Origin of the sequence: Streptococcus suis (assembly GCF_017601095.1) — a bacterium.
In the GTDB taxonomy this organism is placed as follows: Bacteria; Bacillota; Bacilli; order Lactobacillales; family Streptococcaceae; genus Streptococcus; species Streptococcus suis_Z.
In genome coordinates this window covers 41320-57434 of the sequence record NZ_JAGFUX010000008.1, presented here as the reverse complement: position 1 = coordinate 57434, position 16115 = coordinate 41320, and the positions used below count along the sequence as shown (strand labels likewise).

Genomic DNA, 16115 nt, shown 5'->3' with positions numbered 1-16115 from the left:
ATTATTTTTCCTCCGGCAGTGGTAGTCCAAACTCTTTTAGCGGAATGTACTCAAATCTATAATCGCAGCCTACGCTAATAATATAATCTAAAGTGTCTTTATATTTTGGGTCTAGGAACCATTTATCCAATAGATAATAATACTTGACTTCTTTATTCAGTGGTGAGAATAATTTTTTGTACTGTTTTAATTTGAAATCACAAGTTTGTAATTTTTCATCGACACTTCCTTCTGTACTCTGAGTCTTTTTTTCAATGATAAAGACAGTATTATTTTTCATGACAAAAATCGAGTCATCAGGTAATAACTTTTTAGATATTATGGTATGATAGTCCAATCCAACCTCATCAAAATAGCGGTAGAGCCCATGTTTTTGAAAAATAGTTGCAACTACTTGCCCATTAAATTTTACAAGCCAACGAGAAGTGGCTTTTCGTTTTGTTTTTATAGAATTTCCGGTCTTTTTGGAAACTTTTATATCGTAGTCATTTTCAATCACTTCATAACCACTTTGATTTGCAATAAAAGTTGGTAAGTCTGTTTTTAATTCAAAAGCCAGACCTGTAAGGGTATTCGCTCCACCAACACCGCCTTTAATCATTCGATATTCTCCAATCTAGTTCTTGCAATTTTTAGATAATCTCGTTCAGCATCGATTCCGATAAAGCGACGATTCAGTCTCTTTGCAACAACACCTGTTGTACCACTACCAACAAATGGGTCTAAAATATAATCTCCTTCTTTGGTACTGGCTAAAATAATTCGTTCCAATAAATACTCTGGTTTTTGAGTGGGATGTTTACCAGCCCATTTTTCAGATTTAGGAGTGAGACCGCCTGTCCAGACATCTTTCATCTGTTTTCCGATGTTGATTTCTTTCATCAAATCATAGTTATAGTAGTGTTTAGCGTGTTTGTCTGACTTTCTGGCCCATAAAATCGTTTCAGTTGAATGAGTGAAGTAACGACAAGAGAGGTTAGGGGCAGGGTTGGTCTTTTGCCAAGTGATATTATTAAGAATTTTAAATCCTTCTTCTTCCAGAGCCATTCCTACGGAGTAGATATTATGTAAAGTTCCTGAAATCCAGATCGTACCATTGGGTTTTAGAACTGATTTTGCCAGTCGTATCCAGCGACGATTAAAATCGTGTTTTTCTTCTAGAGAAGATATTTGATCCCAGTCTCCCTTGTTAACTGACACAACTTGACCTCCGGAATTAGACATTCCTCCATTGCTCAAAAAATAGGGAGGGTCAGCAAAAATCATGTCCATGCTCTCGGGTTTCATTTTGGAAAGAAAATCAAATGTATCTGCATGTACAAGGATAGCCTTGTTTTTGTGATAGTATGGTTTGTTCATTAAGACACCTCCATACTTATATTCGTTATTTTTCATAGTTTGTGACAATAAATTCTGAAATTTTTCCTCTACTATTTGCAGTAGCTCCATTTGTTCGAGTGGCACTGACTTTGTGAATATAATAATCTTTATAGAGTTCTTCGACTAGTGGACTAGAAGAATTTGATAGCATGACATATGCTCCCTTGTCGCTCAACCTCTTAAAGGTATTGCGTAAGCGTACCTGGTCATTATAAGAAAAACCTTCGTGGGTGTAGGAGGTAAAGGCACTTGTTTCTGATAAGGGAATATATGGGGGGTCGAAATAGACAAAATCTCCCGTATTTACATTTTTTACCGCCTCTTCAAAGTCTCCTGTTAAAATAGAAATTTCATTAGCATTTAAATAGTGTGAAACAGATAAAATTAGTTCTTCATCTACAATTTTAGGATTTTTATAGCGACCATAAGGCACATTGAACTGATTCTTTGAGTTCACTCTATATAGACCATTAAAATTAACTCGCAACATATAGAGGATTCGAGCTGCACGTTCTGTACTTGACATTGAATTAATTTTATCACTTCTATCAACAGCTCTTAATTCCAAGTAATATTCTTTCGAGTTATTTGCATCATGTTTATGCAAATAGTCAATCAATTCTTGTGGGTTGTGTCTGATTTCTTGGTAACAGTTTATTAGTTCTGAGTTAAAATCATTGATAACAGCTTTTTTAGGAGCAAGATTGAAAAAGAGGGCGCCTCCTCCAACAAATGGCTCGAAATAATTATTGAAAGATGACGGAAGGAGGGGTTCAATTGCTGATAGGAGTTGGCGTTTTCCGCCAGTCCATTTTGTAAAGGGGCGGAGTTGAACGTGGTTAGTATATTTTGTATCCATACTAAGTATTATATCATACTTGTATGTTGCAAGCTGAATTGGTGCAAAAATTGAAGTAAGGACTTATGGGGATATTGCATACGAAAAATACCAGTCAAAAAACTGGTAATTTTCGTCATAAACGCTTACAATAAATATATTAAGTGCAAGGGAGATGTTTTATGACAACCTTTATTGGAAAACCAGTGACCTTGGTAGGTCCACGTTTGCAGGTGGGTGATGTGGCCCCTGATTTTGTCCTCATGGCCAATGACTTGAGCTTGAAAAGTCTGAAAGACTTTGGCAAGCAGACCAAGGTCATCAGTGTTGTGCCTTCTATTGACACAGGGATTTGCGATACCCAAACTCGTCGCTTCAATCAGGAACTGGCTGACCGTGACAATACGGTTGTCATTACTGTATCAGCTGACCTGCCCTTTGCCCAGAAACGCTGGTGCGGGGCTGCAGGTCTAGAAGATGCAGTAACCCTGTCTGATTACTATGACCATGCCTTTGGAAAATCCTATGGTGTACTTATGCGAGAATGGAATTTGCTGGCGCGTGCGGTCTTTGTCCTCAATGCCGACAATGAAATCACCTATGTGGAATACCTGGACAATGTCAACGAACATCCCGACTATGAAGCAGCTTTAGAGGTTGTTAAATAAAAGAATATAACGGTGCCGGAACAGGCATCGTTTTTTTGATAGCAAAAGGGGGTGGGACAAAAATCGGTAACCCGCAGGGTTCGATTTTGTAGTCCCACCCCCGCACAGTTGAGTAGGGCTGTAAAAGCTGATATAATCAGCTAATTAGAGCCCACTCAACCACTGCGTCAAGTTTAACGATTGAAAAAAACTAAGGAGGCCAGGACTTTTGTCCCAGCCTCAACAAGTTTACTGACACTCAATGGTTAGACTGATTTTGACAATTGGCTTGCCTGGCGTCCGCTTGGTCCACCAGTCTTTTATGTGGAAATAGCTGAGCAGGGCAAGCAGGATTAGGTAGGCAGTTGACCAGACACTGATGAGTGCGTGGAGTTTTGAGACTTGAAGTACCAGCGATTCCTTGCTTGCCAGCAAGAGGCTGTTGTCACGAATATAGTCTTGAATGCTGTCAAACAAGGCTTGCACATCACCGATTTTCGTCAGAGGAGTTTCAACTATCAGAGCCTGAATGTCTGCCCCAATCATCTGAAAATCCAGTTCTTGCAGGACTTGGATATTTCTACATAAGTCCAGACCAGTTGAAAGGCTAGTCACCAAACCAAAGATAATCAATGCTATTGATCCCCAGAACAAGAGGCAGTAGCCCCCAAGAATGAGCTTATTAACCTTGCCATCCATGAGCTTGAAGGTCTTGATGAGCTTGCCAGTTAGGAAATAGAAGAGAATGATTTCTACTAGGCAGATGAGGACCATGACAAGTAGGAGCAGGATTGCCCGTCGTACCCAGCCCTGGACCAGCTGGTCTTGGATCAGATTGCTGATGTTTTCTAGGTCAAACTGGAAAAGACCTTGGATTAACTTGTTAAATAGTGGCACTTGGAACAAGAAAATCAACCAAGATACTGTCAGGTAGATTGCACTCCAAGCAAATGGAGATAGAGATACTTTTTTCAAATGTTCAAAACCTTTCTAAATGGTAACGTTTGCGTACGAGGTATTGTAGCATAGACTGCTCGAAAATTCAACCCAGTCAGTCTGAATAGACTTGAATATCTTTGTCTAATTTGATATACTAAATTTATCAAAAACTAGGAGGGTCTTCTATGGAAAAGACACGGATCATTCAGGATGTTTTGGCTCTCATTCAAGACTTGGATCGGGCCTTTCAAATAGAAAAAATAGGAACAGCAGATGAGCAACGACTCCAGCATAACCTGACAGAGACAACACGCATATTGTCGGAGGCCAAGTCGGTTACCAACTCTGAGCTGATTGCGATTGAGAAATTTTATCGTTCGACCAGCTTTTTGGTCGGACTGGGTGATCTGCGATTGGGTGAGACTAGCAGGCAGGCATGGCGGGCATTTGATCGCTATTACTACCAAACAATCAGAGAAGAACTCAAACTCTATGGTGGCTCTGCCATTGCTCAAGTGTAAAAGATGAAGGAGAGGGTGAAAACCCTCTTTTGTGCTATAATAAGTAGTAAGAATACAGTTGTTAGGAAGAGAAGAAGCGAGGTGTACCATGTCCTATATCCAAGTCAATCAGTCTTCAAAATATTATCAGATGGGCGATGCGACCATTGTGGCCAATGACAGCGTGTCCTTTGAGATTGAGCAGGGTGAGTTGGTCATCATTCTAGGCTCATCTGGTGCGGGCAAATCCACTCTGCTCAATATCTTAGGTGGCATGGACAGCAACGATGAGGGGGAGGTCTGGGTTGACGGTGTGGACATCGCCAAGTTGTCTAGTCATGAACTGACCAACTACCGCCGAGACGATGTGGGCTTTGTCTTCCAGTTTTACAATTTGGTTGCCAACCTGACTGCCAAGGAAAATGTAGAATTAGCTGCAGAAATTGTCAAGGATACCATGGATGCTGAAGAAGTCTTGACTCAGGTCGGTCTGGGGCACCGCCTCCATAACTTCCCTGCCCAGCTTTCTGGCGGAGAGCAGCAGCGGGTTTCCATTGCCAGAGCGGTTGCCAAGAAGCCCAAAATCCTCCTCTGTGACGAGCCGACAGGTGCTTTGGACTACCAGACTGGCAAGCAGGTCTTGAAAATCCTGCAGGATATGTCCCGAGAAAATGGAGCCACCGTCATTATCGTGACCCACAACAGTGCCCTGGCCCCCATTGCAGACCGTGTCATTCGGATGCGGGATGCCCGTGTGCATTCGGTCGAGCTCAATCCAACACTGCAGGACATTGCCAGCTTGGAGTACTAGGAGGAGCCTATGAAACGAAAAATCTACTGGAAAGATGTGGGGCAAGCCCTCCTGTCTTCCAAGGGGCGATTTTTGTCTATATTTAGCCTGATGATGTTGGGAGCTATTGCCTTGATTGGCCTCAAAGTTACTTCGCCTAATATGGAAAAAACGGCCCAGGCCTATCTGGGAAAAACTCAGACCATGGATTTGGCGGTTATGTCAGACATGGGCTTGGATGAGGAGGACATAGCAGAGCTGGACAGTATCGAGGGAGCCCAAGTTGAAACGGGGTACTTCAAAGATGTGACCTTAGAAAAGAACCAGCAAGCAGTGCGTGTCTTTTCCAAACCGAGCAAAATCTCCCTCTACCAAGTCCAGTCAGGCCGCCTTCCCCAATCAGATGATGAAATTGCCCTATCGCCCTCCTTGGCTCTGGGCTACAAACTAGGGGACCAGATTAAGCTGACCGATCCTGATAAGACCGGAACAATCCTGACCAAGACCAGTTTTACCCTAGTCGGCATCATCACCTCGCCAGAAATCTGGGACAATGTCACCATGGGTCTAGCTTCCAGTGGCAATGGTCAGCTAGCAGGTTATGCCCTGGTGGAGCCGACCGTCTTTGACTCCGAGGTCTATATGATTGCCCGCCTGTCTTATGACGATTTGGATGACCTAGCCTACTACCAAGACAGCTATGAAGTCAAGGTGGCAGCCTATCAGAAGGAGCTGGACCAGCTCTTAGCCGATAATGGTCAAGCTCGTTTGACTCGTATCCAAGCACAAGGCCAGGATGAGATTGCGACAGGTCAGGAGGAGCTAGACACAGCTCAGACTGAGCTAACAGAGGTTGAAGCACAGTTGGAAAAAAGCAGAGCAGACATCCAGTCAGGTCAGGAGCAGTTGGAGAATGCTCACATCCAGCTACGAGAAAAAGAAGTCGAATTGGCTCGGGCAAAATATACCTTGGACCAGACAAAGGAAAGTCTTAACCAGACCAAGAGCCGCTTAGAGACTAGCCATGCTGAATTAGAGCGATCAAGGGCTTTCTTAGAAGCCAGCAAAGCAGAGCTTGATCAGGCAGCAAGCGAGTTAGAGCAAGCCAAGTCCATTCTGGCATCCAAACAGACTGAACTTGACCAATGGGCTGGCAAAATTAATCAGGCGCAAGCAGACTGGTTCCAAAAACAGGAAAGTTTGAAGCAAATTATTTCCCAAACATTGGGCCCAAGTCAGTCTTTAGCGGACTATCCAGATTTACTAGCCCAGCAGACCGGATTGGACCAGGTCAAGGCAGGCATTGACCAAGAACTTCAAGCCTATAATCAGGCCCAGTCGGATTATGAGGCAGCAAGAAAGCTGCTGCAAGAAAAAGAAACAAAGTACCAGACAGGTTTACAAGATTATCAAACAGGTCTGACTCACTACCAAACAGGTCGTAGTCAATATGATGAAGGCTTGGCTCAATACCAAGCAGGGCTTGCCCAATATGAAGCAGGCTTAGACCAATATCAAGCGGGTCAAGAACAGCTGACAGCAGGTAAAAACCAGTTACAGGTCGAATCGGCTCAGATTTCCCAAGCGGAGAGCCAACTAGCTCAGGCTCAGACAGACTTTGACAAAGAAAAGGCCAAAGCAGAAGCGGAAATCAGCCAAGCCCAAAGCGACCTAAGTCAAGCCCAGTCAGACCTAGACAATCTGGAAGAGCCTAGCTACCAGACCTATACCCGCTCAACCCTGCCAGGTGGCGACGGCTATATAACCTATAAGAATGCCACAGGCAGTATCGCTGCGGTTGGAAACATCTTCCCAGTCGTACTCTATCTGGTCGCAGCCCTTGTCACCTTCACCACCATGACCCGCTTTGTTGACGAAGAGCGGACTAGGGCGGGTCTCTTTAAGGCTCTAGGCTATACCGACCGTCAGATTATGACTAAGTTTGTCCTCTATGGACTGGGTGCAGGACTAGCAGGAACCATAGTGGGCATTCTGGCAGGGAACTTTGTCCTCTCGCCCATGATTGCTACCATTATCACGGAAAGTACCGTCATCGGTCAGGCCCAGCTCCACCTCTATCCCCTCTGGATTCTACTGGCTCTGGTCTTTGCCCTGCTTTCAGCGGTCCTACCAGCCTATCTGGTCGTCCGTAAGGAACTAAAAGAAAAGCCAGCCAGTCTCCTACTTCCCAAACCTCCCGTCCAAGGCTCCACCATTCTACTGGAAAGACTTCCATTCATCTGGAACCGCCTCAGCTTCACCCACAAGGTGACCGCCCGCAACATCTTCCGCTACAAGAAGCGGATGTTCATGACCATTTTCGGCGTGGCGGGCTCCGTCGCCCTCCTCTTTGGAGGTCTGGGCATCCGTTCCTCCATATCAGGCGTGGTAGATAGCCAGTTTGGCGACATCATGCAGTACGATATGATTGCGGTGGACAATAGCAGAGCTTCTGAGGCAGAAAAGAAAGCAGTTGACGACATTCTCACTTCTAAGGCAGTTGCCTCCCATCTCTCTATCACCTATGAACAGCTGACAGAGGAGATAGACGGGCTCAACCAGCCACTGACCGTCAGCCTCTTGGTCACTGAGAAAATGGATGTGTCCGACTATATCCAACTCCGTCAGGCAGAAAGTGGAGAAAAGCTGAGCCTGACCAATACAGGCCTTATCCTGTCTAAGAAATTAGCCAGTCTCTATGGAGTTACTGCAGGGGATAGCTTTACCCTGACCATCGACCAGCAAACTGTCACCGTTAAGGTAGCAGGAGTATCGGAACTCTACGCAGGTCATTTTATCTACATGACAGCGGCTTATTATGAGGAACTCACAGGTCAGGCCTATCAAGCCAATGCTAGCTTGGTCAAGGTCTCACAGTCTTCTGCCAGCAAGAGTCAAGACTTGGCAGCTCAGCTTTTGTCCCAAAAAGGTGTTGCAGCCTTGGTGCAGAATCGCTCCTTGATTGCTATGCTGGAGACGGTGGCCAGCTCCCTCCAGTCCATTATGGTTATTCTGGTGGTTCTGTCCATTCTGTTGGGGCTGGTTATTCTCTATAATCTGACCAATATCAATGTGGCTGAGCGGATTCGGGAGCTGTCGACCATTAAGGTGCTAGGCTTCCATAACCGCGAGGTGACCCTTTATATCTACCGCGAGACCATTGTCCTGTCGCTGATTGGCGTTGTGCTGGGGCTGGGTGGTGGTTTCCTCCTGCACCGAGTCTTGCTGGAGATGATTGGCTCGACCGCCATTATCTTTAATCCAAGTGTGACGGTAGAGGTTTATCTGATTCCTATTCTGGCAATCGCAGGTATCTTGACAGGTCTGGGCTGGTATGTCAACCGTAGCTTACGCAAGGTGGATATGCTGGAAGCACTCAAGTCAGTTGATTAAAACAGCCTAGGGATAGGCTGTTTTAACCCGAGCCTAGAAATGCGAAAGCGAGGCAGCCTGGGGATAGGCTGTTTTAACCCAATCCAAAGAACGGATAAGCAATGATAGAAGGATTTAGTTTTGTATCGTCAAAGCTAGATCCTTTTTTTCTATGACTAAACATTGTAATTCTTAGATGGGATGTGATTTTTTCTGTTTTAGAATAGGATATTGCTTGAATTTTTGTAAGAAAACAAGTAAAATTAGTATAATGATATACTGCGAATAAAGGAGGATAATATGGTTCCACATCCATCCAAAGAAAAGGTCCAGCGCTTCTCATTTCGGAAGTCGTCTTGGGGACTTGTCTCTGCTACAGTTGCCTGCTTGTTTCTGGCGATTCCCTACCTACCCAAAACGAGCGTTGCTGCCCAAGGAAGTGAGGTTCAAGTTGACTATCGCTACGTAACAGAAGCCGAGTTAACCAGTCAAGAGAAGAAATTGGTGACGGAAGCCTTACCAGGCTTGGCTAAGGAAGGAGATAGGGTCTACTACCTCATCTATCGTCCGACAGCCCAAAGCCTGCCGAAGACTGGACAGAATGGTGTACTTGCCAGCGGTTTGGTCCTAGCAGGAGCTAGCCTCTTGGTCTATGCGGTGAAAACAGGTCGAAATGGTAAGAAGGCCTTGTTAGGCTTCTTTATCTTAACAGCGACAGGTGCGGTAGCAGTGTCGCCGACTGGTCTTGCCATTACTAGTCAAATTCTTTCTCATTACAACCATACTTTATCTGTCAGTCAGGGACAAGAATTACCAAAACCATTGGATATTGCTGGATATAGCTATTTGGGTTACATTGAAGAGGAAGTGGCGTCACCATCAACTGGTCAGTCTGTGGAAGACTCGGCAAAAGATGTAGCACTTCCAGAAAAAGAGGGTCAGACTGAATTAGCAGAGCTGCCACAAGAATCAGCTTCAACTCCTGGTCAAGAGGCTGGGGAAGTGGTGCTTGAAGAGGAGCAGCCAACGACTCCGACAGAAGAAAAACAAGAAACCAAGCCAGAAGCAACTCCATCAGTACCACCGGTTTTACCAGTAGAAAATCCAGCAGATGAGCCGGTGGGAATCGAACCAGATCCATCTAAGGTAGAGGATGTAGTGGAGGAAACTCCCGCCCAATCTGTGGAAACTGAGGAAGAGCAGCTTCCACCGGTCGCAGGAGACCAGACAAGTCCTGACACAAGTGGTGCGGAAGGAGTTCCAGACACAGCTTCAGAACTGCCCGTAGACAAACCAGTTGACGAGCCTGTGGGTATCGAACCAGATCCGTCCAAGGTAGAGGATGTGGTGGAAGAAACTCCTAGCCAACCAGGGACGACTGAGACTAACCCAGATCAACCAGAGCCAACGACTCCAGATCCAGTACCAGGAGAGGTTACTCAACCGGTTCAACCAGAAACGACAGAGCCCCAACCAGTCCCAGAGGCGCCAACACCTGTTCCAGACGAGGTTACTCAACCGGCTCAACCAGAAACGACAGAGCCCCAACCAGTCCCAGAAGCGCCAAAACCAGCACCAGAGGAAGAAACTCCTCCAGTTCAGCCAGTAGACCCTGGAACGATGCCCGAACCAGTTGAACCAAATCAGCCAACTGAGGGAGAGGAAACTCCTGTGCAACCAGTTACTCCATCAGTAGAAGCAGAGCCAGTCACTTCCAAGCCGGACAAGTCGATTTACCATTCGGTACCGAGTCTCGAAATTGTGGAAACTGAAACCAGTCGTCTGGAGTCAGTGCCTTTTACTGTCGAAGTGGTGCAGGATTCCAGCCTACCAGCAGGTCAAAGACGGACCCAGCGCCAGGGTGTCAATGGACAACAACGGATCCGCACAAAAATTTACACCGTAAATGGTCAAGAAATCAAGCGTCAGGATCTTGACCCAGAATTGATAACTGCTCCAACCAAGCAGATTGACCATGTAGGAACAGGTGTTTTGACTGTTCCAAGTTTGACCATTACAGAAGTTCGTCCTGATGCACTTGGACGAGATGCAGACCTGCATTTTTCTTTGATAGACAGCAGCTCCACCTTCCGTTCTGCCAAAGCCTTCATCTATAAGGATGGTCAAAAAGTAAAAGAAGTTTCCATTACAGACCCGAGTCAGGCTGTGACGGTGACGGGCTTGGAACACTTTACAAATTATCAGGTGCGAACAGAAATTACCTATGACATTGGTCAAGGTAATCAGACTAAGCTAGAAGAATCAACTAAGAACTTTATCCTTGAACTCAAGAAAATTGAAATTAAAGATGTCGATTCAGTTGAATTATACGGAGTAGAAGATCGCCGTTACCGCCGGTATCTGTCACTTTCTGCTCGACCTGAGCGCCTAGAAGACTACTTTGTGAAAATCAAGTCCGACCGCTTCAAGGAAATCCTCTTGCCGATTACGACTATCGAAGAGGTCACAGTTGATGGACAGGAGAAATTCAAACTAACCGCGAACTTGGATCAGTTGGTCCAAGATAGTCAAACTGGTTACCAGGAAAACTTTAGCTTCTATATTGACAAGGTACCAACTAGCCAAGCAGGAATTTACACCTCTTTCAAGACTTTGTTGACAGCCATGCAGAACAACCGAACAGGACATTTTGTCATTGGTGCAGACTTGACGGCAGATGAGGTGCAGTTGGATGCTAGTGCTACTTCGTATCTGACAGGAGAATTTAAAGGTAGTCTGACAGCAGAACATAATGGAAAAAAATATGCCATCCATCATCTAACTAATCCATTATTTGATACCTTGAACGGTGCAACTATTCAAAAACTGGACCTAGTAGATGTGAACATTAAGTCAGAGCAAGACCGTGTGGGAGCTCTGGCAAAATCAGCAATTAATACTAGTTTGACTGATGTGGCGGTTCAAGGTTCGATCACGGCTGCTGCCAATATTGGTGGCGTGGTTTATGAAGCTAGTGCAGGCAGTAAGTTACGCAACACTAGTTTTGATGGAAGCATTACAGCTACCAATCCAGCCGTCGCCCTATCCAATATCGGTGGATTGGTTGGACACTTAACTGGAACAGGATCGCAAATTCTTCAGTCACAATCACTCGTTGATCTAACTGTGTCAGCTCCAAACCCATCTTATCGCACAGGTGGTCTTGTCGGAATGATCACAGATACAGCTTCAGTTGAAAAAGTATATGTCAAAGGCAAGGTGACCAATTTTGGCAACAGTGGGCAAACAGGAGGCATCATTGGTTCAACTTGGAGCAATGGCCGTGCCAAGGACTTGTTAGCAGATGTTACGGTAACCAATGGCAATCTTGTTCATGGAGATACCAACCATGTGAATGCAACGATTCAACAAGCAGCTGTGACAAGCCAATCAAAAGGTCGTCTAGATCAGTGGTCTAGCATCTTGCAGGGACCAGAGTTCACCAGTCGTCTGACAAGTTATGGTATTTCTGCGACAACAACTGACAGTCAAGTTAAGCATGAAGGCAATAAGTATAGCGTTGATTATAGTCGCCTGTCCAAAGCAGATAGCAATAAGGCAGTTGCCTATGCAAACTTGGAAAAACTGATGCCATTCTACAATAAGGAATACATCCTTGAGATGGCGAAACACCTGCCAGCCAACCACAAACTCAACAGTAGCCTGTTAGTGGATGTGGTACCAATGGTAGGCGAGCAGGTTGTGACCGATTTGAACAATCAAAAAACGGCGATTAACCGCCTCATGTTACATTTTGCAGATAAGACCGTAGCTTATGAAAGCCTACGCTTTATGCAAGATTTTGCCAACAGACAAATCGCTGAATACCAGCTTGGCAATACAGGACTTATCTATACTCCGGAATCATTCCTGTCTGCATTTACGAATCCAATTACAACTCTAGTCAATGAACTAAGTCGTGTAAGTTTCCAATCAGATGAGGTCCGACGGGTCTTAGGAACGGATCGTTCGTCAGTAGCAGTTACCATGAAACCAGAAGATGATAATTCTTCTCGTTGGGCCATGGATTTGGGTGTTAAGCAAACGGATGAACAAAGACCGCTTTGGGCCTTGTATTTGGAAGATAGTTTCAATCAGGTACAGTCAAGCATTGGTGAGCAATTGCGGAAACTATTGAGTTCGGACAAGGCCATTAATTCCGTAGGTCTGTCGGTTGAAAATTACTTGATTGACAAGATTTCGAAAAACAAGGAAGCCTTCTTGCTTGGCTTAGCCTATCTTAATCGTTGGTATGATGTCAATTACGACAAACTTAACATTAAAGATTTGTCCATCTTTAAGCTAGATTTCTTTGGAAACACAGAAGCTTCTGCCCTCGATACCATCATCGCTCTAGGACAGTCAGGTTACGACAATCTTCGTCCTAAGAATAATGTTACAACCTTTGCAGGTTTCTTGGCTGACGCCAAAGCACAGTTGGACCTCTTTACCTACCTTGAATCCTATCGCCAACTCTTCTTGCCAGGCTTGTCCAACAACCAATGGTTCAAACAAGCCACAAGAGCCAAGATTGAAGAAGTGGAATCTGGTATTGAGGAAGTTGCTCAATTGCAGCGAACTGCAGAAAAACATAGTAAGTACAATCTTGGTGTATATGACCGCATCACCAATCCAAAATGGCAGTACCGTAACATGGTTCTCCCACTATTGACCATGAAAGATCCAAGCGTCTATGTTTTGTCTACCATGTCCACCCTTTCCTTTGGAGCCTTTGAGCGTTATCAGTTTGATTCCAAGGATAAGGAGCAAACATTTGAGCAGTATATGGCCCAGAAAGTTGCTCAAGCAGGTCGTTGGCAGGCAAATTACTTTGACTTCTGGTACCGAGTTTTGGACAAGGAAAACAAAGAGAAACTCTTCCAGAGCTTTATCAACTATGACGGCTTTAATTTCCAAACACCAAATAAAGGCGTGACTTGGGTGAGTTTGAAAGATACTCAATACAAGTCTATCAAAGACTTCTTTGGACCAGTTGGAAAATGGTACAACTTCATGGGTTCTGGAGCTTATGCAACGGGGCATTACACTCATTTCGAAGTGGATAGGATTCTTGACCAGTACGGTAGTTCCATCTTTACCCATGAAATGGTTCACAACTTTGACGGAAATATCTATCTGATGGGCCACGGTCGTCGTGTTGGCGAAGGGGCGGAAGTCTTCTCAGAAGGCTTATTGCAAAACCCAACTGGACTGACATCTGCTATCTTGGGAATCAACACCATGTTCACAGGTGATGCAAATGCCACAGACCGCTTCCACACAGCAGATCCAACCAATCGCTTTAAATCAGTAGAAGATTTGGAACAATACATGCGTGGTATGATGGATACGGTATACTTCTTGGATTACCTTGAAGCAAATAGTGTCCTCAAGAAGAATGCTAAATTCAAGCAGGATTGGTACCGCCAAATTGGTAACTGGTATGATTTGGACAAGGATCAGAAAGTAACTACTGCTCTGGCAGGAAATTCCATTCAACCTCTAACAGGTGATATTGCCAGCCGATTAAATACAATCGGAGACTTGGTTGACAACAATATTATTACGAGACGAAATTATTGGGATCAAAAGGATAAGTTAGAACGAAATTCCTACTACACTATCAAACTTTTCTCTCCAATTTACGCAGCCCTATCCAATGAGGTAGGTGCACCAGGTGATATCATGTTCAAACGGATGGCCTTTGAACTGCTAGCTGAAAAAGGCTATGTTCATGGCTTTATCCCATATGTAAGTAATCAATTGAGTCAAGTAGCCGCAGATCAAGGCTACAAGTATTTTGACAATTGGTACGGAAGAGAAGTAGGTTTGGTAACGGATAAGATTGTCTTTGACCATGTCTTTGAAAAAGACAACTATCAAGATTGGGCTGCCTTCAAGAAAGCTATGTACCAACGCCGAATCGATCAGAAAGATAGACTCATCGACATCACGATTGAATACAAGTTAGGAGAACGTTATTCAAGCGAGTCAGTTCATATTCAATCCTTTGAACAATTGGAAAGACTGATGACTGCTGCAGTAGATTATGACTATGCAAACCGTGAAAAAGTAGAAGCGGATCCAAGTCATAGCTGGGTCAATATCCTCAAAGAACGAGTTTACAATGCCTTACTACGGCAGACTAATGATTTCAGAACCTCTATTTTTGAATAGGCAAGAGCATCTCCGTAAGGAGATGTTTTTGTCATAGACTATCCATGCAGAATCGTTAGAAATTTGTGATTTTCAGTCCAAAGCCATCTTGTTTATGCTCATCCATGCTATAATAGACCTTTATATTCATTTGTGAAATTTTGTTGTCAAAAATGCCTGTATTAAAGCAATCTTGTTTGTGAAAAAACTGTTTTTAAAAAAATACTACCCCTTTAATTACCCTAATTTTAGCATTTCCATCTTCTGTTCAAATATGGAAGCAGTCTGCTTTAGCGTTTCCTCTGACAAATGGGCATAAATATTCATGGTTGTTTCAAGCTTTGCATGGCCCAATCTGAGTTGCAGTTGTTTGTATTGCACACCAGCATTTAATAGCAAACTTGCATGCGTATGACGAAAAGCATGGAATCCAGCTTTCTCAACTCTTATTTCATCAAGCATTTTATATAGTCGAGTTCTTAGTGTCGCTCTAATTGGATATGGTCTGATTATTGTAGAGAATACTGTCCGTTCATTTTTCCCAAATTTCATAGCTTCTATTTGTTGTGCTTTTTTGAATAGAGCGAGCATTGAAATTGTAGAGTAGTCGACATCGACAACACGATTACTTGATGTCGTTTTTGGAGCGTTTACTTCTCCCTTGCTATTCAATGTTTTATTGACTGTTATTGTCATAGCCTCAAAATCAATATCAGTCCACTCTAAAGCACAAGCTTCACTAATTCGCAATCCTGTAGCTAGTAAGAGTTTAACTAAGACGTTGAATAATTTTTCGATGTAAGTGCTATTATGGTTCTCTAAATAGTTAAGTATTTTTTTTAATTCTTCATCGGTGAAGAAGAATTTCTTACTACTTTCTAACTTTGGTATCGATGGGACCTCAACAGTATCAGCAGGGTTATCTTGCAAAAGGTTCAGCTTAACTCCATATTTCAAAATCTTTCGTATGTATGAGAAGATGAGAGCGTAGTTCTGGTAGACACCAGTAACTTTTTGATTGCTGAACCGCTTTTCATGGGCTTTAATTGCCCATTGATTGACAGTTGTTTGGATCATGATAGTAGATATTTTATCAATCCTGACATTGCCAAAATTTGGTAAGATATAATTCTTTTTGATATTATTGAAGACACGGATAGTGTTATCTTTTTTTCCTAATTTGTAGGTATCGAACCACATTTCAACAAGTTCGTGGTAATAGGTTATTGTGACCTCTTTATAGACTGTCCCTCCAGATTGTTCAAACTCTGCTTTCTTTTGTTTGGCTTTTAGCTGCACTCCCTTCTTGGTCTTAGCAGTTATAGTGGTACGGACTTTCTTGCCTGTTACGCTATCAACTCCCAGATATAGACTTGTCTGGTAGACAATCTGACCGTTTTTCTTTGTTTTTTGTGTGATTTTCATTTTATTCCCTCCATTTTTTGTTCATTCGGCAGGCAAGATGAATTTACAAAATCTGTGAGATTTGATAA

At 43.8% G+C, this 16115-nt stretch carries 10 protein-coding genes; 5 read left to right on the top strand and 5 right to left on the bottom strand.

The window, feature by feature from the left end; translation table 11 throughout:
• Position 1 precedes the first annotated feature (1 nt).
• The 3 genes from J5566_RS07885 to J5566_RS07875 are packed head-to-tail and all read right to left on the bottom strand — an operon-like array spanning position 2 to position 2239.
• A complete protein-coding gene (locus J5566_RS07885) occupies positions 2–601 on the bottom strand; it encodes a PD-(D/E)XK nuclease superfamily protein (protein WP_208562828.1) in 600 nt (199 codons plus the stop codon).
• Positions 598–1395, bottom strand: a complete 798-nt coding sequence (locus tag J5566_RS07880; protein WP_208562827.1) for a DNA-methyltransferase — start codon at positions 1393–1395, stop codon at positions 598–600. The genes J5566_RS07885 and J5566_RS07880 overlap by 4 nt, the downstream gene beginning before the upstream one ends.
• The gene (locus J5566_RS07875; RefSeq protein WP_208562826.1) at positions 1385–2239 is read right to left on the bottom strand and encodes a DNA adenine methylase; all 855 of its coding nucleotides are present in this window, start codon (positions 2237–2239) and stop codon (positions 1385–1387) included. Before J5566_RS07875 ends, J5566_RS07880 begins: the two co-directional genes overlap by 11 nt.
• Before the next feature lie 161 nt (positions 2240–2400).
• On the opposite strand from J5566_RS07875, the gene tpx reads away from it, so the two are divergent.
• Positions 2401–2886 (top strand): thiol peroxidase, encoded by a 486-nt coding sequence (gene tpx / locus J5566_RS07870; RefSeq protein ID WP_208562825.1) that lies wholly within the window; start codon positions 2401–2403, stop codon positions 2884–2886.
• Positions 2887–3114: 228 nt separating this feature from the next.
• On the opposite strand, the gene J5566_RS07865 is transcribed toward tpx, so the two are convergent.
• Complete coding sequence (locus J5566_RS07865) at positions 3115–3840, bottom strand: hypothetical protein (RefSeq protein ID WP_208562824.1); 726 nt, start codon at positions 3838–3840, stop codon at positions 3115–3117.
• Between the two features lie 149 nt (positions 3841–3989).
• Here J5566_RS07865 and J5566_RS07860 point away from each other — a divergent pair, with 149 nt between their 5' ends.
• The 4 genes from J5566_RS07860 (at position 3990) to J5566_RS07845 (ending at position 14643) form a co-directional block, all read left to right on the top strand.
• Complete coding sequence (locus tag J5566_RS07860; RefSeq protein WP_208562823.1) at positions 3990–4325, top strand: helicase BlpT; 336 nt, start codon at positions 3990–3992, stop codon at positions 4323–4325.
• An 88-nt stretch (positions 4326–4413) separates the two neighbouring features.
• Positions 4414–5115: an ABC transporter ATP-binding protein gene (locus J5566_RS07855; RefSeq protein ID WP_208562822.1), complete on the top strand. Its 702-nt coding sequence runs from the start codon at positions 4414–4416 to the stop codon at positions 5113–5115.
• A gap of 9 nt (positions 5116–5124) precedes the next feature.
• Positions 5125–8487, top strand: a complete 3363-nt coding sequence (locus J5566_RS07850) for an FtsX-like permease family protein (protein ID WP_208562821.1) — start codon at positions 5125–5127, stop codon at positions 8485–8487.
• A 279-nt stretch (positions 8488–8766) separates the two neighbouring features.
• The gene (locus J5566_RS07845; RefSeq protein ID WP_208562820.1) at positions 8767–14643 is read left to right on the top strand and encodes a ZmpA/ZmpB/ZmpC family metallo-endopeptidase; all 5877 of its coding nucleotides are present in this window, start codon (positions 8767–8769) and stop codon (positions 14641–14643) included.
• Positions 14644–14859: 216 nt separating this feature from the next.
• Here J5566_RS07845 and J5566_RS07840 read toward each other — a convergent pair whose 3' ends face one another.
• Positions 14860–16047 (bottom strand): tyrosine-type recombinase/integrase, encoded by a 1188-nt coding sequence (locus tag J5566_RS07840; RefSeq protein ID WP_208562819.1) that lies wholly within the window; start codon positions 16045–16047, stop codon positions 14860–14862.
• Positions 16048–16115 lie beyond the last annotated feature (68 nt).